Consider the following 19,588-nt stretch of genomic DNA (forward strand, 5'->3'; position numbering starts at 1 on the left):
CTTCTTCCCCGGCAACGCGAGTATCATAGCCCAGACTCCCTGCGGCGCATACCAAAACTCGACGGCGTTGAATTTAGGGCGGCGGCGGTTCAGAATAGATCGACCCACACCTTTTGCCCGCACTCACTCGGAATTGCCTGCTATGTCTACTTTGCTCGATCGTCGTGACGCTTTTCGTTTGGCAGGCCTGGCTGGCGCCAGTTTTTGGCTCGGCGCTGCGGCAAGCCAAGCGGCGGAGACTCCGGCGACCGACGATTTTGGCATTCGCTACTGCTTGAACATGTCGACGATCCGCGGACAAGACCTGCCGCTTGACCAGGAAGTCGAAATCGCCGCTCAGGCGGGCTACAGCGGCGTCGAACCATGGATCAGCAAGGTCGCCGCCTACCAACAGTCGGGCGGCAGCCTAGACGACCTGCGGAAGCGGATGGAGGATCGCGGCATGCAGGTGGAAAGCGCCATCGGCTTCGCTCCATGGATTGTGGATGACGATGCGGCCCGTAAGAAGGGTCTCGAAGACGCCCGCCGCGACATGCTGCTGATCAAGTCGCTGGGCGGTACGCGAATCGCCGCCCCCCCGTCCGGAGCGACCAAAGGAGCGAAGTTGGATCTGCTGACCGTCGCCGATCGCTATCGCGCCTTGTGCGAAGTTGGAGAAGAAGTGGGCGTGACGCCGGAACTGGAACTGTGGGGCTTCTCGGCCAATCTCAGCCGCTTGGGAGAAGTCGCCTGCGTCGCAACCGAAGCGGCTCACCCGCGGGCTTGCATCATGCCGGACGTCTACCACATCTACAAAGGGGGATCCGATTTCTCGGGCCTCCGCGTGATCAACGGCGCGGCGATGCCGGTCTTTCACATGAACGACTACCCTGCCGATCCCCCGCGCAACACGATCAACGATAGCGACCGCGTCTTTCCCGGCGATGGGGTCGCTCCGTTGACGCAGATCATTCGCGATCTGCACGCCGGCGGTTTCCGCGGCGCGTTTTCGTTAGAGCTGTTTAACGCCGGCTATTGGAAGCGAGACGCACTGGAAGTGGCCCAAGAGGGGTTAGCGAAGATGAAAGCGTCGGTCCGCAAGGCGATGGGTTAAAGCGCCGCCGATCTACTCCTCTCTGGCGAAGCGGCAGTTGGTGACGTACCACTCGTAGTCAAAATCACTTCCTTTCGTGCCGGCCAAACGACACATCTCCACCGCGATCTCACGATGGAGATCGCCAGCGGTCGCGTCAAAGATGCAGGTCGTGTAGGGCCTGCCGGCGTCGTAGCGAGTTTGCGCGACGCGTAAAAACTTGAAGTGCGGCTTGGGGCTCTGATGCTCTTGCAGCCATTTGACAGGGGCCAAGCCTGTGAATTCGCCAAACTTCTCCAGCGCTTCGGGGTTTTCGCTGTAGTAGACGTTGAGATTGCCATCCAGCGCAACGCGGCCTCCCGGCGCCAACGTGAGTTGATGCGCCTCTTGCGAATTCTCCACCACCAACGGCAACCAGGCCGAGGCGAACTTCACGGCGTTGCTTTCAATCGCTTGCGCAGTGATCAAGTCGTGAGCGACGCCGGTGGCGCCCAAAACGCCGGAGAGGATCAACCCAGCGGTCGCGACTCCTTTACCGGTCAGATGATCGCTGTTGGCGATGTTGCGCAGTGCGATCAAAGCGACGATCACGCCGACAATCGGCACGAACCAAAAAATTTGGTTGGAAATCGCGAGAATGGAAGCGAACCCCAAAATGACCGCGGCGATCGCTGCGCGACTCGGTTCGCGATAATTGACGAGGTCTTCGTTTCCGGCGGAAAGTTCTGGAGAGGAGAATTCGGTCATTGTTTCACAACAAAGCAAGTCCACGAAAAGTTACGGGGTGACGAACAATCCGTCTTTTGTCTTCAATTCGGCTGCACGTTTCACGCGCGAGTCAGCGTATGCTTCGGTGTCGAAAGGAGCGCCTAACAACCCCATTCCCAACTTGGAAGGAAATTCAACATACCATTTGGCGTACATGATGCCGCCGGTACGAACGAATCCGCTCTGGCCGACCATCGTTTGAAAGCCGTCGGCTCCGACAGGCGCGGAAAAGAACGTGAAGATGCACCAGCACAAAAAGGTGCAACAAGCTCCGCCGCAAAAAAGGTAGTCAGTCGCCTGCTCGACGGGACCGCCGCCGATACGGACCGGCACCGGCGACAGCTTGTCGGTGATCGCTCGGCTGATCCCGAAAAACACGAGGAATAAAACCCATATCGACAAAAACTCCGCGAAGTAATACATCCCGTCGTATAGGCCCACCAGCAAATTGGCCAATGGCGTCGAATAGTTGAACGCGGCGACGCCGGCGAAGGTGATGTTAAACATCATCAACGCGCAGCTCCAAAAGCCTTGATTGAACGTCAAAGCGATGAACGCGAAGACCAGGATGATCAAGACGATAAAGTTCATATCCATGGCGAGATCGCCTTTCTGAGCATCAGGCTCTCGAAAATTCTATTCTTTCAGTGCGCGACCAACTTCTTCCAGCGACGTGACGCCGCTGACGGCCAGCAATATGCCTTCCTCTTGCATCGTGCGATTGCCGGCCTGTTTGGCGGCGGCGCGCAACGTTTCGAGACGCGGTTGCGATACGAGCGCTTTGCGGAAGGCGTCATCGACTTTGACAAGTTCAAAGATCCCGACGCGTCCATAGAAACCGAGGCCGCCGCACTTGGTGCAGATCGACTTGGGATCTTCTGGATTAGGTTTTCCTGCTCGATAGAGCGTGTCGACGCGCCCGGCCGGAATTCCCAGCTTTTGCAACATTTGCGGAGTCGGCTGAAACGGCTCGCGACACTTGTCGCACAAGCGACGGCAAAGCCGCATGTTGAGCGAAGCGAGCATCGCTTTGGCGAATTCTTTCGGCTCAGCGCCGATCGCCATGACGCGCAAAATCGCTTCGACCGCCTCTTTGGCCCGGGTGGTCGTAAACAGCAAGTTCTTTTCTTGCGCCCGCTCGATCAAAATTTCCATCGTCGTCGCATTGTCGATCTCGCGAAACACAAGCACGTCGGGCTGCTTACGAATCAACGCCGGCAGCAAACTCTCCTGCGTCACCTTCGCCGGATCGTACTCCACCATCGTGACATTCAGGATATCAGGCTCGTTCGCCGTCGTCTTTTCGAGACCGGTGAAGTCGCGAACCAAGCGGTCCGTGGAGTTCAGACCGATCGAATAGAGCGTCGAGAGTCCTCCTTCCGGCCGCGCCGAAAAGATAAAGAGCCCGTGCGTTTCCAGCATCAACTCTTTGACTTCTTCGAGCAGCTTTTCACGCATGCCCAGGTCGATCAGCGTCGCCAGCTTCGGATCGTTTCCCGAAAATTCCAGCAAGACCCGCTCGCCGGTGGGAACCCCTTGGCTAGAAATCTTGCAGACATATTTTTTCTTCTCGCAGTTGGCGCCAAACGTCCCTTGTTGCCGCGAACGACGATCCTCGGGCTTCAGGTTGGCGAGCAGTTTCATTAAGGCCAGCATTAAATCGCTTGATTCGCGATCGCGCGCTTCGCCGGCATGCCAGACGCCGTCGATAAAGTACTTCATCACGACGGTGTCTTTGCCGTAATCCATCAAGATCTTGCTGGAACGCCGCTCGTTCATTTCGGCGATCAGCTCTTTGACCCAGACATAGGCGTCCGGCGCTTTACGCGCGTTATAAAGATTGGCGTTGTTCTTTTCGCCGTCTCCCCCTTGGGCGACCAACTCGACGCTGGGCCCCATTTCCCACGCCTCTTTGCGTTCGGCGGCAAGTTTGCCGCCGGATAAGTTGGACATGACGAACCGAATATGGTCCGCTGTCATCACGCGCAAATGCGGATCGAGCATCCCATTCCGCTTGTTGATATAGAGCCCCAGCGGCACCGCGTAGAGCGCCACGGCAAACAGAAAGCCGACAAAAAACGGCACCAGCGCGACAAACGCCCAACTCAGCAAAAAGAAGGGCCAAAAATTGGCCGCAACCCACACGTTTTGGGGCAGCTTTAGTTTCTCACAATCTTCGCTGATCCAAGTCGTGGAATAGACCCAACAAAGAAAGAGACACCACAACAGGAAGAGCATGACCGGATTGACGAAGCCGTATTGGCCCGGCTCTCCGATCCTGGGCCCCGTCGGCGCAGCATCCTGCGCCAGAGCGTAGACCGGCGTCAAAGCAACGACCGCAATTGCCGCCGCCGCGAGTGAGATAAGCGAAGAAGTGCGCTGCATTAGACCATACCAGGTTGCGAAACATTGATGCCTTTGAGCGACATCTTCAAAGCTTCCAAATTCGGCGCGATGGCGAAAGCGGTTTCGCGATCGATCAGGTCGTCTTCGATCAGCTTTTTCAAGCTCATCGTAAAGTCCTGCATGCCATCGTCTTTGCCGATTCGGATCGCGTCGGGCAGTTTGCTGTCTTTGCCTTCCAGAATTAGCTTCTGCACCATCGGCGTCATTGTCATGATCTCGACCGTCGGCACGCGACCGACCCCGGGCTTGATCGATTTTAACAGCTTCTGAGCGACGATGCCGCGCATATTGAACGCCATGGCGCTGCGGATCGAACCATGCATTTCTTCCGGGAATAAGTCGAGAATACGACCGATCGTGCTCGGAGCGCTTGAAGCGTGAATCGTCCCAAACACCAAGTGACCGGTTTCCGCCGCGTGAATCGCGGTCAGGAACGTTTCTTGATCACGCATTTCGCCGATGAGGATGATGTCGGGATCTTCACGCACCGCGTGCCCCATCGCGATTTCAAAATTCTTGACGTCCTGCCCAATCTCGCGCTGGTTGATCAGGCACTTGTCTTCGGAGTAGACAAATTCGATCGGGTCTTCCAGGGTCAGGATATGCTTCGAATAGTTCGCATTGATCCAGTTCAGCATCGACGCGATCGTCGTACTTTTACCAGAACCGGTCACGCCGGCCAGCAGCACCATGCCCTGGTCGAACTTGCACAGCGACTCCATGATCGGCGGCAGATTCAAACCATCAAACTGGGGAATCCAGTTGTTAATACGCCGCGCGACCAGGCCAAGATTGCCCAACTGCGTCAGCATGTTCACACGAAATCGCCAGCGCACTCCATCGACCTGAATCTGGTGGGCGAAGTCCGCTCCCCCGTTTTCTTCCAAAATCTTTTTGTTACGCTCATCCAGCAGCGGCAACAACAAGCGAACCATCTCTTCCGCTTCGACCGGCTCTCGATTCAACTCGCGCAGCGTACCGCTGATGCGCACGATCGGCGGTCGCCCGACCTTCATGTGCAAGTCGGAGCCTTCCAGCTTGACGCAGGCCCGGAAGATCTTGTCGACCTCCAATTCCTCGCGCTTTTGTAGGTATTTGTTTTTTAGTTCTTCAGGGGTCGACATCTGTTCGTTCTCCGTCCTGTCCGTTAGATCCGCACCGCGACTCCGCGCTCGGCCATGATCCGCTTGGTTTCCGCAATCGTAAATTCGCCGAAATGAAAGATGCTGGCCGCCAGCGCCGCATCGGCTTTCCCCTGTTGAATCGCGTCGGCCAGATGCTCGGGCTTGCCGGCGCCGCCGCTCGCGACCACCGGAATCGAGACCGCCTGGCTAACTGCTTTCGTCACTTCAAGATCGTATCCGTCTTTGGAGCCGTCGCAGTCCATGCTGGTCAGCACAATCTCACCGGCGCCGAGCTCTTCTACAACTTTCGCCCACGATACCGCTTCGAGTCCGGTCGGCGTGCGGCCGCCGTTGATGTGGACTTCCCAGATATCTTCACCCTCTTCATTTTTGACCCGCTTCGGATCGATGTTGACCACGATGCACTGACTGCCAAAGCGCCGCGCCGCTTCTCGGACAAACTCGGGGTTTTTACAGGCCGCCGAATTGATCGAGACTTTGTCGCTACCGGCATTAAGTAAAGCGCGAATATCTTCAATCGTACGGATCCCGCCCCCCACGGTCAGCGGCATAAATACCTGCTCCGCCGTTCGTTGCACCACGTCCAGCATAATCGCGCGCTCTTCGTGACTGGCGCAAATGTCCAAAAAGACCAGTTCGTCGGCGCCTTCTTGCTCATACCGCGAAGCGACTTGCACAGGGTCGCCGGCATCGCGCAGGTTGACGAAATTGGTTCCTTTCACGACGCGACCGCGATCGACGTCGAGACAAGGAATCACGCGATGAGCCAGCATCGGCGACTTTCGAGTTAAATAGTTGCGTAAGCGGGAGTTCCGACCAGCCGCCAGCAGAAGTTTGGCGACCGAAGAGGTGCAAATCTACTGTAAGCCGAGTCAGGGAAAGGGTCAACTAACCCAGCCCCCTTCCTAACGCCGATCTGGCCGATTTACCTGGGCTTTGCCACACAGCCAAAGGCGCCACCGCCTGGCTTGCCGAGCACCGCTTTGGGATGATGGATCGTCAAATTCTAATTTCAAGCTCTCCCAAAAGTGGGACAGGACCGGTGGGACAGGACCGGTGGGACAGGACCGGTGGGACAGGACCGGTGGGACAGGACCGGTGGGACAGGACCGGTGGGACAGGACCGGTGGGACAGGACCGGTAGGACAGGACTGGTAGGACAGGACTGGTGGGACAGGACTGGTGGGACAGGACTGGTGGGACAGGACTGGTGGGACAGGACTGGTAGGACAGGACTGGTAGGACAGGACTGGTAGGACAGGACTGGTAGGACAGGACCGGACCGCGATATTTTTTTATCAAGCCGCCCAGGTTGCCTAGGTGGTGGTTGGGAGTTGCGATTAGCACAGGCAGTACTACGGGGTTAGGTGATAGGGGGGGCGGCGTCAGGCTGCGTCCTGCTGATGCCGGTTCCCTTCCGACTCCTAATCGACCAGAATTCCGTCCGCTTTGTCCAGCGACAAAATTCGGCGTAAACCACCAGGCCAAGCCGGAGACGCTTGAAAGAACGATCGCAATGACCCGTCAAACGTCAGCGCCCTCCGTCAATCCTCCTCAGGTCATAAAAAAAGCTCGCGAGCACCCTTTGGCGCTCGCGAGCTGTATTTTGCTGTTCATCGCATCGCTGCCCCGCGGGGCGAGCAAGTCGATTAATATTCGCCGATGACTTGGCCGTCGTTGCGGATGCCAAGCTTTTGGTAGACGCCCAACTCCAAGGCGGTGCCCAAGGTCACAGCCTCATTGTAGTCCTCAACACCCTTAATCGGAAAGCTCGCTGTCGTCGTGCCAATATTGAACTGAATCGTTTCGGCAATGGACTTTACCGAAGCGTCACCCATCGTAAACTGCGTCACGCCCGGGTGATTGCTGCTGAAGCCGCCCCACGGGTTATAGGTGCTGCTCTTTTGATCCTTGAAGTTTGGCGGAGTACCGACGGTACCCATCGAATTGCCAGAATCCGCATCAGCGGCAGAGAAAGCATTGCTGGTTCCCCGAATTGCGGATGTGCCAACCCATGTCCCGGCAGCGCTGTATTCAGCTCGCTCGCCGACTAGGAAGGTGTTGCTCGTACCGTCGGTCATGGACTGGAAACCGGTCTTGCTTTGAGCATACATCACGCCGTTGTTCTTTTGATTTTGCGCGTCAAAGATGCCGGCGCAAGCGACGTAATTGGACGTGCTGCTCTGAAAGTCGTCTGTCGAGTCAAAAGGACGAACCGGAGTGGGCGGGCATTGGCCTGTAACGGTGCCAAACTTTACGACACGGCAAGAGGGCAAAATAGCCGCGGTATCGCTGGGACAGCGGAACGCGTCAATCTCGGATTGGAGGGCCGACTCCAGTGCCGAACCGCTTGTCGCAAGCGGAATCGCGACGCTCAGGTTCCGGCTGGAAACTCCCAGCGTGTCATACCGGTTGTTCTGTTCGATTTGCGGCAAGATCAACGCTGCCCAGCCCCACGTATCCACAGTGGACGAAGGTGTGGAGTTCGTGAAATCCAGCCCACCACTGGGGAAGGTCTTGAAAGTGTCAGCGTAGTTATGGCAAGCCAAACCAAGCTGCTTCAGGTTGTTCGTGCAGTTAATGCGGCGAGCCGCTTCACGGGCTTGCTGAACGGCCGGTAATAATAGTGCGATCAACACGCCGATGATGGCGATAACGACCAGAAGTTCGACGAGTGTAAAACCTCGTCGGCGCGTAACAAGAGCGATAGACATTGCCTCTCCAGAGATAAGCGAAGGGAAGAACTGTTCCGGTGTGCGTAGTAAGAAAGTACGCCGCCCAAGATGGGGCCACTTAACCACCGAAAGTAGGTCCATCGAAAAGGCGCTTTTCTAATGTAAGCAAGTCTTTGGGGAGGGTCAACCAATTTTCGCCCCCCAAATAACGCCGTCCTTGCCCGCGTTACCGGCCCCAAGCCCATAAAGGCCCCAGTAGCACCTATCCGAACGATCTGAACACTCGTCCCCAAAAAAAAGCTCGCAAGCACCAAAATGGCGCTCGCGAGCTGGCATTTCAACTAAATTCTTCCCATCACTCACCCTGGATAGGGAGAGCGAATCGATTAATATTCGCCGATGACTTGGCCATCGTTGCGGATGCCAAGCTTTTGGTAGACGCCCAAGCTTGCGGGCGTCGCACCGAGCGCGGGAGAAGAGTTGTAGAGACCGGCGCCAGCGACAAAGGTTGCGTTATTGTTGCTGTAGTTGATCGTTTCGGCGATGAATTTCACCGAAGCGTCACCGAAGACGAACTGAGTACCACCCGGGTGATTGCTGCTGAAGCCCGACCAAATGTTGGTGGTGGACTGATCTTTGTAATTCGGAGGGACCGAAACTCGCCCCATCGTCATGTTGGCCTCAGTGCCCGAGACCGGAGTAACGGCAGTCGCAGTTTGGATCGACGAATTACCGGCCCAAGTACCAGCCGCTTGATATTCCGCACGTTCGCCAACCAGGAACGTATTACTCGTTCCGTCGGTCATGGACTGAAAGCCGGTCTTGCTTTGAGCATACATGACGCCATTGTTTTTCTGAATGTTGACGTCATGGATACCGGCGACGGCAATGTAGTTCGACGTGCTCGCTTGATAGGGAGCGGAGGTCGAAAACATGTGAATCGCCGCCGTCGCGGAAGTCGCGGGACAGTTGCCAGTGCTGTTGCCAAACTTGACGTTGCGGCAAGACGGCAACACCGAGGCGGTGTCACTCGGGCAGCGGAAAGCGTCAATTTCAACTTTCATCGCGGCATTTGCGGTTGTGTTACCAATCGCGACACTCAAATTTTGCTTCGAAACGCCGATCGTGTCGTACAGATTGTTTTGTTCGATTTGCGGCAGGATCAAAGCCCCCCAGCCCCAGGTATCGACAGTGGATGAGGGAGTGGAATTTGAGAAATCGAGCCCGCCGCTGGGGAAGACCCGGAAGGTGTCAGCGTAGTTGTGGGTAGCCAAGCCAAGCTGTTTCAGATTGTTCGTGCAGTTGATGCGGCGAGCCGCTTCACGGGCCTGCTGAACGGCCGGTAATAAAAGTGCGATCAACACGCCGATGATGGCGATAACGACCAGAAGTTCGACGAGTGTGAAACCTCGTCGGCGCGTACCTTGAGCGATAGACATTGCCTCTCCAAAGAAAGCGAAGGGAAGAACTGTTCCGAGTGTGTGCAGAGATGAAACGAAGAGATTCGTTCTAGGTTCCGAACTTTTGCGTTTGCTTATAGAAGATGCGCAAGGCAGGTCCTATAACACTCATTCAAGATTTGAACGCGAAAATTGTCAAGCGTTCGATCATGAAAAATTATTAATCTGCAATCTCTGGCAAAACCGGTAATCCCATAACATTTTCCTATACAAGCCCCGCGACGTCTGCATTGATATTTCTTTGCCGCAACCCGTGCGAAAAATCGCGCCAATCCCCCATAAAATCGCGGTGACGATTGCTAGAACACGTCGATAGATTCGGGAAATTGCGGGATACCGAGGAGGGAAATAAACTTTTTTATCTCCTGCCTTTGGGGATGCTCTCTTCGCATGTCCCCACCCAAGAGAGTAGAGCGGCGCTCGAGAAACAGAGGCGTTTTTTTCCGCTCCGCGCACGAAAAAAGCCTGACGATTTGTCGACAGGCGCTTTTCGTGATCTTTCTTCGGCGGCGGCTAGAAGGTTATGCGCCGGTCTTGGGGGCGATCGTGCACATCATGCGTCGCCCCATCTGTTTCGGGGTCGATTCGACCTTGCCGAATTCTTCCAAGAGCGCGATCACCTGCTTCATGACGCGGTGACCTTCGTCGACGTGCGCCATTTCGCGACCGCGAAACTGGATCGACACTTGGACTTTGTCTTTGTGCTTCAGAAAGGTGATCGCCTGCTTCACTTTGAATTCGATATCGTGATCCCCGGTCTTGGGGCGCAGGCGAATCTCTTTGGTTTTCGCGTGGTGCGAGTGAGATTTGTGCTGTTTTTTGTTTTGCTGATATTTGTATTTGCCGTAGTCCATGATACGGCAAACAGGAGGAGCGGCCAGCGGAGCAACCTCCACCAGGTCCAATCCAACAGCGCGCGCTTTGGTTAGCGCTTCTTCGGTGGGAATAATTCCGAGTTGTTCTCCCTCCTCGTCGATGACGCGCACCGGAGATTTACGTATTCTCTCGTTGATGCGTGTTTGATCGCGTTCACGTTCGCGATCCCGTGAATTCCGGTCTAAGATGGTAGTTGATCCTTCTTCGTGGATGGAAATGGGTAAATCTTGGCGCAGCATCAGCCGCTAGTTTTGACAAGTCTAGCATTGTAGCTATTTTCGGAACAGTTTGCCTCCCGATTTTCAACTCCCCCAAAAATAACGATTCTTTCGGGCAATCTGCGGGGCGAATCAGGCCCGGCTGTCGGCCAAACAGCCCTTCTGCATGAGGGAATCTTCGCAAATCGCCGCCGATTTCCCAAAATTGGGCACGATTGCTCTTGTCGCACTCGCCGATGCAGCCGACATTGTTCCGACCTCGCGAACGATCGAGGCAAGGATGCTATCACGTTCGCGCAGTTTCGGTATCGAATTGGGCGTCTTTTCGCCCCCACGCTCCAGGGAGGGACGCGATGAACGCAGTCTCCGCACTACTGTTCACGATCGCGCTGTCGGCCGCTCCGGCCGGCGAATCGCAATCGCCTGTTCTGTATTACGTGACCGCCGATTGGTGCGTCTATTGCCGCGAAATGAAGCCGGCCATCGAGCGCCTCCAAGCGGCCGGTTACCCCGTGGTGGTGATCGATCAGGCGCGTGATGCGGAGATGGCACAGCGCCTGGGGGTTCGCGGGCTTCCTGCTTATCGCATGGTGCATCAAGGAAAAATCGTCGCTCAGGCGGAAGGACGCACCAGTTACGATTCACTAGTCGCGATGTTTCCGCAAAAATCGCCGGCAAGTCCCCAGGCGACTCCCAGCGCCGCGCCAAGGCAAACTCCCAAGAATCAATCTCCTGTGTCGCCTGTCGTGCGGGGCCAATCCCCTGGCGCGGCCCCATCGAACGTCAATCCCGCCGCGGCTCGTCAAAAAGCGTTGGCGGCGACGGTTCGGCTGAAAGTGATCGATCCAGACGGATACTCGTACGGCACCGGAACCATCGTCCATTCGCATCATGGCGAAGCCCTGGTCCTGACCTGCGGTCATTTGTTTCGTGACTGCCAAGGACGGGGCGAAATCGAGATTGAATCCTTCGCCCCAGGCGCCGCCGGCGCTACCCCAGGGCGATTGCTGACCTACGATCTGGACCGCGACGTGGCGCTGGTGACCTTTCAACCCAGCGTGTCAATTGAAGCCGTTTCGGTGCGAAGTCCTCAAATGCCGATCTCGGTCGGTGAAAAAGCGTTTACCGTGGGCTGCGACAAAGGGGCGGACGCGACGATTCGCGAAAGCCGAATCAACAGCCTGAACCGCTATCAAGGTCCCGACAATCTGCAGGCCGCCGGCGCTCCGATCGACGGGAGAAGCGGCGGGGGATTGTTCAACGACTCTGGTCAGTTGATCGGCGTCTGCAATGCCGCTGATCCCGAATATGACGAAGGTTATTACGCCGCATTAAAGACGATTTTCGGCTTGCTGGAAGAGAAGCAAATCGCCCACCTCTTCACCCACGCGGCCCAACCTCCAATGGCGCAAAACGCCCCCGCTGGTCGGATGCCGGAAACGCCGTCGATGTCAGAGATGCCGCCGGTTCAACCGATCTCGAATCCCGCCGCCCCCAGCGGCGCTTCGCTGGCGGGAAACGCCCCTCTGACCGGCAACGGCGAATTGACTCCCCGCGAACGGGAAGTGCTGGAATACCTGCGACGGCATGGCGATGAAGCCAACATCACGCTGCTGTTTCACTCGAAATCGAATCCTGACGCTCAGCCCGCCGCGTTTACGCTGCCGAGTCGCCCTTCGCCCCAATTTTTAGAGCGAGTTCTAGGAACCGCAGCGGGGCAAAATAGAGCGATGGTCGTTCGTGGACAAAGCCAATAGTGCGGCTTATCGGGATCACAAATTCGCGCCAAATTGCGCATATTGATTAAATATTGCCACGCCCCCACCATGGCGGTGGGTAGCGGCTTCCCGTATGGCGCAATCTGCTGATTTGCCTTGCCGACGACCTATATTTGCTTCGCAGTCTACGTAAGTAGCTGAATTGTAAAGGCCGTCACGAGGATTTCCGTTGCTTCTATTTGCGCTCATTTCCGTTCTGAATCTCATCCTGGGATTCGCCGCCGCCGTGATGCTGGGATACGGCCCGCGTCCTTGGTGGATCTTGTTCGCCGATGCTGAGTCGGTAGGGACGGTTCGCATCGAAAAGCTTGAGGACGAGCTCCCGACCGCGGACGAAGCAAACGCTGAGCCGAACGATACCGACGACGAGGAAGAGGAAAGTGACGACAGCGATCTCGACGACGAAGACGACGCCGAGGAAGCCGATGACAAGTCTGCTCGACTTCAAGAGATCAATGCCGAAAAGTTAGCCAAACGCCTAGAGGAAGAACAGCGCCGAGTAGCGGCGAAAGAAGCGAAGAAGTCAGCCGAGAAACAGGCCCCCCCCACCAAGCAACAGGTTCCGCCTCCGGCCCCAGCGAAAGTGGAAGCCGTGGAAGAAGCTGCTCTAGGCTCCGATGGCATCATTGAAGAAAACGATATGTCGTCGCTAATCAGTGAAGACGCGCTAGAATCTTCGGCAGACGATGAGGTCGAAAGTCTGTTGCGCGCTGCGGAACCTGAAGCCGCGCCCTTGGACGCCGATGAGTCGTTGGACGAAATCGAAACGCTTCTACAGGCCGCTGGCCAACTAGAAGCCGAGTCTGCCGCAGCAGCGCCGGCTGAAGACAATACCGAAGAAAAGGCCGATGGCGCGTCTGTCGCCTCCGCTGAGGAGCCCCAATCAGAGCCGACCGACCGCGAACTGACCGCCGCCGAGATCGAAGCGATGTTTAACAACTAGGCGATCATGTTGGCGCTCCTTCTGGCCATCGTCAGCGAAACTGCGCGATTTCTAGAGCAAGTCTGCCGAGTTCTAAACTTTTCCGGCGTTCTTCTCTTGGGCAGCTGATTTTCACGATCACATCTACGAAACTTCATTCGCGTGTGCTGAACTGTGGGGGATGAAGATCCCCTCTTTCAGAGCGGGCTTTCGCTTCGTTTCTCTCTCCATTTTCACGCAAAAGCTCCGAGAGTCGCCGCGCCATGAATTCCTCTTTACGATCGGATGGATGGGCTGTCCTCAGCGTTTCCATCGTATGGTTCTGCCTAGTTTCGATCTCGGACGGAGCGGCTCCCAAGGTGGAGTCGTTTCCAGAGTTCATTTCCTGGGAGGAGGCGATACTTCCGGAAGCGACAGTGACTGGAGGCACGCCCCCTTACGAATTGACATATCGGGTGGCCGAAACCAAAGTTCCCATCGGTTTTGACTTTCGAGTGGATCCAGCCAACGGTCCCTTGGTCGATGCGATGAAACGAGAGTTAGGCTATCGGGACATCGGCCCGCGGCGAATTCAGGAATTCAAGGAACGAGCGGGGCGCGTTCCCAACGGCGTGCCTCTCTATACGCATATCTTTGTGACCGGATTGGACGCATCCGGAGCCAAGCTGGGAAACCGATTTACTACATGGATCGAGATCCCAGACGATGTCCGGGATGAACTTGTCTCGGTCATTCAGGCTGAACAAGACGTGGTACGTCAGAAGCAAGAGGCGGAACGAGAAAAGGAGAGGAATCGACTGGCCGCAGAAAAGCTGGCTGTAGAGGCCAAGCAACTGGCCGATTGGAGACCAAGCTGGGGGGCGATCTTACTCCTGTTTGGTATTTCCCTTGTCCTGGGAAGCCTGGTGAATTCCCTCTGCCTGAAAGCGACCGACGGCGTCGAGTCTCTGTTTAATCGTGATATGCAGTGGATGTCGAGCGGTATGATTGCGCAAGGGGCGATCGGCATCTCGATCGCAGCATTTGTCGCAGCGGGGCTGTTGGGCATGGGGGCTCGGCAATTCGCGTATTACGTGGCGCAAGCACGAACTCCTACCGAGATCGTGATCTGGGGGACGGTGGCGGCTGCTATTGGGACGCTGCTTGCGGTCGCGTGGATACTCAGGGCGGGATGCCGCTTTCGTGGAATGCGGCTCATCGCGAGAACGCTTTGCTTTTTGGTAGCAAACGTAATTCTCACGTTTGGAATCGGGCTGCTGGCATCCGAGATTATGTCACTGGTTTGACCAGCTTTCCTGCTGGAAAACGCGTCGTTAGTCGAGCGGTAGCCGTGGAATGCACTTGACGCTCAGCTGAGGTCAGATACCGCGCAGCGGCTAAAGCTGGTCTGCACAGAGCGGCACGGCCACGCTTTGCACCGATGCTGGTTTCTGACCATCGTCAGCGAAACTGCGCGATTTCTCTTTTAAAACTGCGGCCAGTCTCATCTTTTGCGAAGATCCGATCTTCGCGTTACGCTCGCAAAAACCAGCGCTGCGCTGGTTGCAACTACTTCTTTCCACGCGGTCGGCATATTTCACCCGCCGCCTAATCCGAGTAGCCTAATACGCGCCCCGGTCAATTCTTTTTCTCAGACAAGCCTCTTTGCAAAACGAGGTCCAGGCGGCATGGCGATTCGTAATCTCTCTAAGATCTTTCACCCGAAATCGGTCGCGGTGATCGGAGCTAGCCGTACCCTGGGGAGCGTTGGCAATACCGTCATCAAAAATCTGCTCGGCGCCGGCTACCAGGGGAAAATCTATCCCATCAATCCCAAGTACGACACGATCGAAGACTTGCCGGCGTTTGGCAAGGTCGCCGATCTGCCCGAGGCCCCAGATCTAGCGGTGATCTGCATTCCGGCCGCCGGCGTTCCCAGATTGATTGAAGAGATCGGCGCCAAGGGAACCCGCGGCGTCGTCATCATCTCGGCCGGATTTCGCGAAACGGGCGCAGCCGGAATGGAGTTGGAAAATCAAATCCTCGCCGCCGCCGCCAAGTTTGACGGCCTACGGATCATCGGCCCCAACTGCCTAGGCGTGATGTCGACTTCGGTCCACCTGAACGCCAGCTTCGCCGCAAGCAGCCCGCTGCCGGGTCGCGTTGGGTTTATCTCGCAGTCGGGCGCGCTCTGCACTTCGGTGCTCGACTGGTCGCTGCAGAAGAACATTGGTTTTTCGCACTTCATCTCGGTCGGCAATATGCTCGACGTGCAGATCGGCGACTTGATCGATTACATGGCGAACGATCCCCACACCGATTCAATCATCTTGTACGTTGAGTCAATCAGCGAATCGCGCGAGTTCATGTCGGCCGCGCGGGCATTCGCGCGGCAAAAACCGATCATCGCCTACAAAGCGGGACGTTTCGCCGAGTCGGCCCAAGCCGCCGCTTCGCATACCGGTGCGCTCGCCGGCGTCGACGCCGTGTACGAAGCGGCGTTCAAGCGGGCCGGCATCGTGCGCGTCTTTGACAGCGACAACATGTTCATCTGCGCCGAACTGCTGGCCAGCAAAAAGCTGCCGACCGGCGACCGCTTGGCGATTGTCACCAACGCCGGCGGTCCCGGCGTGATGGCGACCGACATGCTGCTTGAGAAAAACGGCCGCCTGGCGAAGCTCGCCCCGGAGACGACCGATGCGCTCACGGCGTTTCTTCCCGCCGCCTGGTCGCACAACAACCCGGTCGATGTCCTGGGGGACGCCGACCCAACGCGCTATGCCGAAGCGCTGAAGGTCACCTTGGCCGACAAGGGAGTTGACGCCGCACTGGTGATCTTGACTCCCCAGGCGATGACCGATCCGATGGGGACCGCGCGAGAAGTCGCCCAGATCGTACAGAAGAGCCCGAAGCCGGTCTTGTGCGTCTGGATGGGAGGCGAAATGATTCGCGCCGCGGTCAACCATCTCGACGAACAAGGCGTGCCCACGTTCACTTCGCCCGAACTGGCGGTTCGCTCTTTCATGCATCTTGTCTCGTATGCCCGCAATCGAGAGATCTTGTACGAAACGCCGCGCGACATGCCGGTCAAGTTTCCGTTGGATCGCGTCAAGCTGCGAGCCGTCTTCAACACGATCCTTAGCGAAGGCCGCGAAGTGCTGTCGGAAAGCACGTCGAAGGCGCTGCTCGAAGCGTACGAGATTCCGGTCACCAAGCCGCACGTCGCCTGGTCGAAACAAGACGCGGTCATCCTGGCCGAACGACTCGGCTACCCCGTCGTGATGAAGATCTTCTCGCCGCAAATCACGCACAAGACCGACGTCGACGGCGTGAAGCTGAATCTCTCGAACGCCGGACGCGTCGAAGCGGCGTTTGATGCGATGATCGCTTCCGCCAAAGCAAAACGCCCCGACGCGATGATCGAAGGGGTGACGATCCAAAAGATGATCTCGGCCCCCAACGCCCATGAGCTGATCGTCGGCGCCAAACGAGACGACGTCTTTGGCACGGTATTGATGGTCGGCGCCGGCGGCATCGCAGCCGAAATCTTCCGCGATCGCGCTCTGGAACTTCCGCCGGTTAACGAACGCTTGGCGCGGCGGATGCTCGAATCGCTTCGCAGTTGGCCGCTGCTGGAAGGTTATCGCGGGCGCAAGGGAGTGAACGTTGATCGCCTGATCGAAACGCTGATGCGGATCTCGTACCTGGTCGCCGACTACCCCGAGATTAAAGAGCTCGACATCAATCCGCTGCTGGCGACCGAAGACGATGTTGTGGCGCTCGACGCGCGGATCATTCTCGATCGCGATGCGTTCCTCAATCCGCCGCGTCCTTACTCGCATCTAGCGATTCGTCCTTATCCGGAAGAACTGACCCGCACCGCCTATTTGAGCGATGGAACCGAGATCTTGCTGCGGGCGGTCAAGCCCGAGGATGAGCCGCTCTGGATCGACCTGCACAATAACTGCTCTGAGCAAACCATCTGGTTCCGCTTCCGCTATCTCTTCAAAGAAACGACGCACGACATGGCGTCGCGGTTTTGCTATATCGACTACGACCGCGAACTGGCGTTAGTCGCCGAGATCGTCGAGAACGGCGAGCGCAAGCTGATCGGCACGTCGCGTCTGGTCGCCGATCCCGATCGCCGCGAAGCCGATTACGGCGTCCTCGTCTCCGACGCCTACCAAGGGCGCGGACTCGGCTCGATCCTGACCAACTATTCGCTCAAGATCTGCAAAGACTGGGGCATGAAAGAAATGGTCGCCGAAACGACGCCCGACAATAACCGCATGATCGAGATCTTCCGGAAGTGGAAGTTTGAGCTGGACTTTAAGACGGCGGATGATGCGGTGTTGGCGCGGAAGCTGGTGTAGTGGGAGTCGCCTCCAAAGTAGATTGCTTGAATTTCTATCAAAATCGCTTGCATATTCATTAGTGGGTGCTAATATGACCCCTTTTCTGGGAGGCTAGGAATCCGCCTTAAAGAAGGGGTGTCTCATGGCCATTGAATCGGACTGGAGCAAACGCGATCAGTTTGTAGAGCATCTGCTCGCCAATTCACGCGATTCCTTGAAGTGGGGCTGGCAAATCGTGATGGCATTTTCGTTGGTGTCGGCCGTCATGCAGATGGTCGCAATTACGGAATCATTAACAGGAGCCACTCTACCCACTCCCACAGGGGAAGCGTTTGCCAATTTACCATTTCAAACCCATGCCTTTTCGATTCTTCTTTTTGTCTTCGTGTTTCTGCCGACTTTCGTGCGCTTCTACTTTGGAGACAGTCGATATTTGGATCAATACTATTATGAATTGACGTGGGCGAAAGCGAGCAGCAGTCAAGAACAATTCTTACAACACGAACTCCAGAACTTCACCGGGAGGAGGCGGCTTTTTGACATCATCGTCCTACTGAGTCACGGTATATTCTTCGTATTCATGGGACGATTTGTCAGTGCACCAAGACTATTTATTGCGTTCTTCACTTGCTTGTTACTTACCAATTCGCTTTGGCTTTTCGTTGTTACTTGCCTTGGAAGACATACGAAAGACCTTGCGCCGGAAGAAAAACTAATTCCCGATCTTGGCGAGTCAATCCGAATCTTACTTCACCCAAGCCGAGATTTTGCGCCACAGGTTTGGATCGCCAACAATACATTCCATTCGATACTCATCCTGATTTTAACGCTTGCGTACACTCAGCTCGAGTTATCGGATCTGACATTTCTGTCGATTGCGTCCGCACTCTGCGTCACAAATTCAGTCATCGATTTGCGATTGACTTGGAAATTCTATTTTCCCGATGTCTACGCGATTTACATGGCCAAAAAAGCCCGTGCTTATACATCCGATACTGAGATGTATCACAACGCGTTTAAAAATTTCCTGGCCCATACCGATCAAAAAGATAAGGCTTGTGAATGGATGGATTCTCGCCTTATCGAATTGGTGGATGCGAAAACTTTGATCGACGCCGGGGCCGGCAGTGGAGAATTAACAGCACATCTTGCCGAACAATTCAAGTCGGTAATTGCGATCGAACCAAATCCGTTTCTGCGGAGAAAATTGCGAAACGCCTGCCCAAAAGCAAAAGCCCTCCAAGACAATATTTTGACTGCCGATATTCCTCCAAACACGGCATGTTTAGTGATTTGTTCACATGTCTTTTACTACCTTCCTCAAGAATCTTGGGCCAAACATCTTCAGCGAATCGCGTCGTGGATTCGGCCCGGGGGAAGAGCCTGGATTATCCTGCAGCAGTCGGATACCGACTGCATGAAGATGCTGGAAAAGTTTCGCCACATTAAGTTCGACCTGCTTTCCTTAAGTGATGCTTTTCTAGTGGAGAAGGGAGACGAGTTTGAAGCCTCCATTCACCGCATCGAAAGCTACGTAACCGCCAACAGTCTTTCCACGACGTACGAAATCGCGGAATTCATGCTAAATCTGTTTCCCATGGGATCATCGGGATCGCCACCGAAGCTAGAACTCGAGGAATATATCCGTAATAACTTTGAAGAGTCAGCGACACGCTATCGCTTTTCTTGTTCCCAAAATATTCTCGAACTACGGCGAAAAGATATTCCCAGTTCCGTGGTGTAAGGCAATGCTCAACTCGGCGCTAGATGCTCGCAAAGAGGCGATTGCACTGGGGGACCGTCCGATCATCGGTTGTCTCGTTTAACATCTGGTTGGCATGCGTGTCTCGCCTTTCTTTACTGCAGTTGAAAACAATTTCGACTGGCCCAGACGTCGCTTTATTCGGACAATGCCGTTTAAACCTCCCCCCGAA

At 55.9% G+C, this 19,588-nt stretch carries 14 protein-coding genes; 6 read left to right on the forward strand and 8 right to left on the reverse strand.

Annotated elements, in window-relative coordinates; genetic code table 11:
* The first annotated feature begins 142 nt into the window (after positions 1-142).
* Positions 143-1,093: a sugar phosphate isomerase/epimerase family protein gene (locus M4951_RS23530; RefSeq protein WP_262024037.1), complete on the forward strand. Its 951-nt coding sequence runs from the start codon at positions 143-145 to the stop codon at positions 1,091-1,093.
* A 12-nt stretch (positions 1,094-1,105) separates the two neighbouring features.
* Here the strand turns inward: M4951_RS23530 and M4951_RS23535 are convergent, their stop codons facing one another.
* From M4951_RS23535 to infC, 8 genes are all read right to left on the reverse strand, one after another.
* The gene (locus M4951_RS23535) at positions 1,106-1,819 is read right to left on the reverse strand and encodes a DUF4190 domain-containing protein (protein WP_262024038.1); all 714 of its coding nucleotides are present in this window, start codon (positions 1,817-1,819) and stop codon (positions 1,106-1,108) included.
* A 30-nt stretch (positions 1,820-1,849) separates the two neighbouring features.
* Positions 1,850-2,437: a CvpA family protein gene (locus M4951_RS23540; protein WP_262024039.1), complete on the reverse strand. Its 588-nt coding sequence runs from the start codon at positions 2,435-2,437 to the stop codon at positions 1,850-1,852.
* A gap of 39 nt (positions 2,438-2,476) precedes the next feature.
* Positions 2,477-4,225, reverse strand: coding sequence for an ATPase, T2SS/T4P/T4SS family (locus M4951_RS23545; RefSeq protein ID WP_262024040.1), 1,749 nt, complete (start codon positions 4,223-4,225; stop codon positions 2,477-2,479).
* Positions 4,225-5,370: a type IV pilus twitching motility protein PilT gene (locus M4951_RS23550; protein ID WP_262024041.1), complete on the reverse strand. Its 1,146-nt coding sequence runs from the start codon at positions 5,368-5,370 to the stop codon at positions 4,225-4,227. The genes M4951_RS23545 and M4951_RS23550 overlap by 1 nt, the downstream gene beginning before the upstream one ends.
* A gap of 23 nt (positions 5,371-5,393) precedes the next feature.
* Positions 5,394-6,164, reverse strand: coding sequence for an imidazole glycerol phosphate synthase subunit HisF (gene hisF / locus M4951_RS23555; RefSeq protein WP_262024042.1), 771 nt, complete (start codon positions 6,162-6,164; stop codon positions 5,394-5,396).
* A gap of 876 nt (positions 6,165-7,040) precedes the next feature.
* The gene (locus tag M4951_RS23560) at positions 7,041-8,105 is read right to left on the reverse strand and encodes a DUF1559 domain-containing protein (protein ID WP_262024043.1); all 1,065 of its coding nucleotides are present in this window, start codon (positions 8,103-8,105) and stop codon (positions 7,041-7,043) included.
* 347 nt (positions 8,106-8,452) lie between these two features.
* Positions 8,453-9,505, reverse strand: a complete 1,053-nt coding sequence (locus M4951_RS23565) for a DUF1559 domain-containing protein (RefSeq protein ID WP_262024044.1) — start codon at positions 9,503-9,505, stop codon at positions 8,453-8,455.
* 542 nt (positions 9,506-10,047) lie between these two features.
* Positions 10,048-10,614, reverse strand: a complete 567-nt coding sequence (gene infC / locus M4951_RS23570; RefSeq protein ID WP_410050447.1) for a translation initiation factor IF-3 — start codon at positions 10,612-10,614, stop codon at positions 10,048-10,050.
* A gap of 359 nt (positions 10,615-10,973) precedes the next feature.
* On the opposite strand from infC, the gene M4951_RS23575 reads away from it, so the two are divergent.
* From M4951_RS23575 to M4951_RS23595, 5 genes are all read left to right on the forward strand, one after another.
* Positions 10,974-12,377, forward strand: coding sequence for a trypsin-like peptidase domain-containing protein (locus M4951_RS23575; RefSeq protein ID WP_262024045.1), 1,404 nt, complete (start codon positions 10,974-10,976; stop codon positions 12,375-12,377).
* 190 nt (positions 12,378-12,567) lie between these two features.
* The gene (locus M4951_RS23580) at positions 12,568-13,341 is read left to right on the forward strand and encodes a hypothetical protein (protein WP_262024046.1); all 774 of its coding nucleotides are present in this window, start codon (positions 12,568-12,570) and stop codon (positions 13,339-13,341) included.
* A 242-nt stretch (positions 13,342-13,583) separates the two neighbouring features.
* The gene (locus M4951_RS23585; RefSeq protein ID WP_262024047.1) at positions 13,584-14,606 is read left to right on the forward strand and encodes a hypothetical protein; all 1,023 of its coding nucleotides are present in this window, start codon (positions 13,584-13,586) and stop codon (positions 14,604-14,606) included.
* A gap of 381 nt (positions 14,607-14,987) precedes the next feature.
* A complete protein-coding gene (locus M4951_RS23590; RefSeq protein ID WP_262024048.1) occupies positions 14,988-17,672 on the forward strand; it encodes a bifunctional acetate--CoA ligase family protein/GNAT family N-acetyltransferase in 2,685 nt (894 codons plus the stop codon).
* 124 nt (positions 17,673-17,796) lie between these two features.
* Positions 17,797-19,398 (forward strand): class I SAM-dependent methyltransferase, encoded by a 1,602-nt coding sequence (locus M4951_RS23595; RefSeq protein ID WP_262024049.1) that lies wholly within the window; start codon positions 17,797-17,799, stop codon positions 19,396-19,398.
* Positions 19,399-19,588 lie beyond the last annotated feature (190 nt).

It is taken from the genome of Blastopirellula sp. J2-11, from assembly GCF_024584705.1.
Classification (GTDB): domain Bacteria; phylum Planctomycetota; class Planctomycetia; order Pirellulales; family Pirellulaceae; genus Blastopirellula.

Bases quoted from the DNA above. Each gene is read 5' to 3' on its own strand.
- M4951_RS23560 (WP_262024043.1), bottom strand. From the start codon at position 8,105: ATGTCTATCGCTCTTGTTACGCGCCGACGAGGTTTTACACTCGTCGAA.
- M4951_RS23550 (WP_262024041.1), bottom strand. From the start codon at position 5,370: ATGTCGACCCCTGAAGAACTAAAAAACAAATACCTACAAAAGCGCGAG.
- hisF (WP_262024042.1), bottom strand. From the start codon at position 6,164: ATGCTGGCTCATCGCGTGATTCCTTGTCTCGACGTCGATCGCGGTCGC.
- M4951_RS23595 (WP_262024049.1), top strand. From the start codon at position 17,797: ATGGCCATTGAATCGGACTGGAGCAAACGCGATCAGTTTGTAGAGCAT.
- M4951_RS23585 (WP_262024047.1), top strand. From the start codon at position 13,584: ATGAATTCCTCTTTACGATCGGATGGATGGGCTGTCCTCAGCGTTTCC.
- M4951_RS23535 (WP_262024038.1), bottom strand. From the start codon at position 1,819: ATGACCGAATTCTCCTCTCCAGAACTTTCCGCCGGAAACGAAGACCTC.
- M4951_RS23575 (WP_262024045.1), top strand. From the start codon at position 10,974: ATGAACGCAGTCTCCGCACTACTGTTCACGATCGCGCTGTCGGCCGCT.
- M4951_RS23545 (WP_262024040.1), bottom strand. From the start codon at position 4,225: ATGCAGCGCACTTCTTCGCTTATCTCACTCGCGGCGGCGGCAATTGCG.
- M4951_RS23530 (WP_262024037.1), top strand. From the start codon at position 143: ATGTCTACTTTGCTCGATCGTCGTGACGCTTTTCGTTTGGCAGGCCTG.
- M4951_RS23540 (WP_262024039.1), bottom strand. From the start codon at position 2,437: ATGGATATGAACTTTATCGTCTTGATCATCCTGGTCTTCGCGTTCATC.
- M4951_RS23565 (WP_262024044.1), bottom strand. From the start codon at position 9,505: ATGTCTATCGCTCAAGGTACGCGCCGACGAGGTTTCACACTCGTCGAA.
- M4951_RS23590 (WP_262024048.1), top strand. From the start codon at position 14,988: ATGGCGATTCGTAATCTCTCTAAGATCTTTCACCCGAAATCGGTCGCG.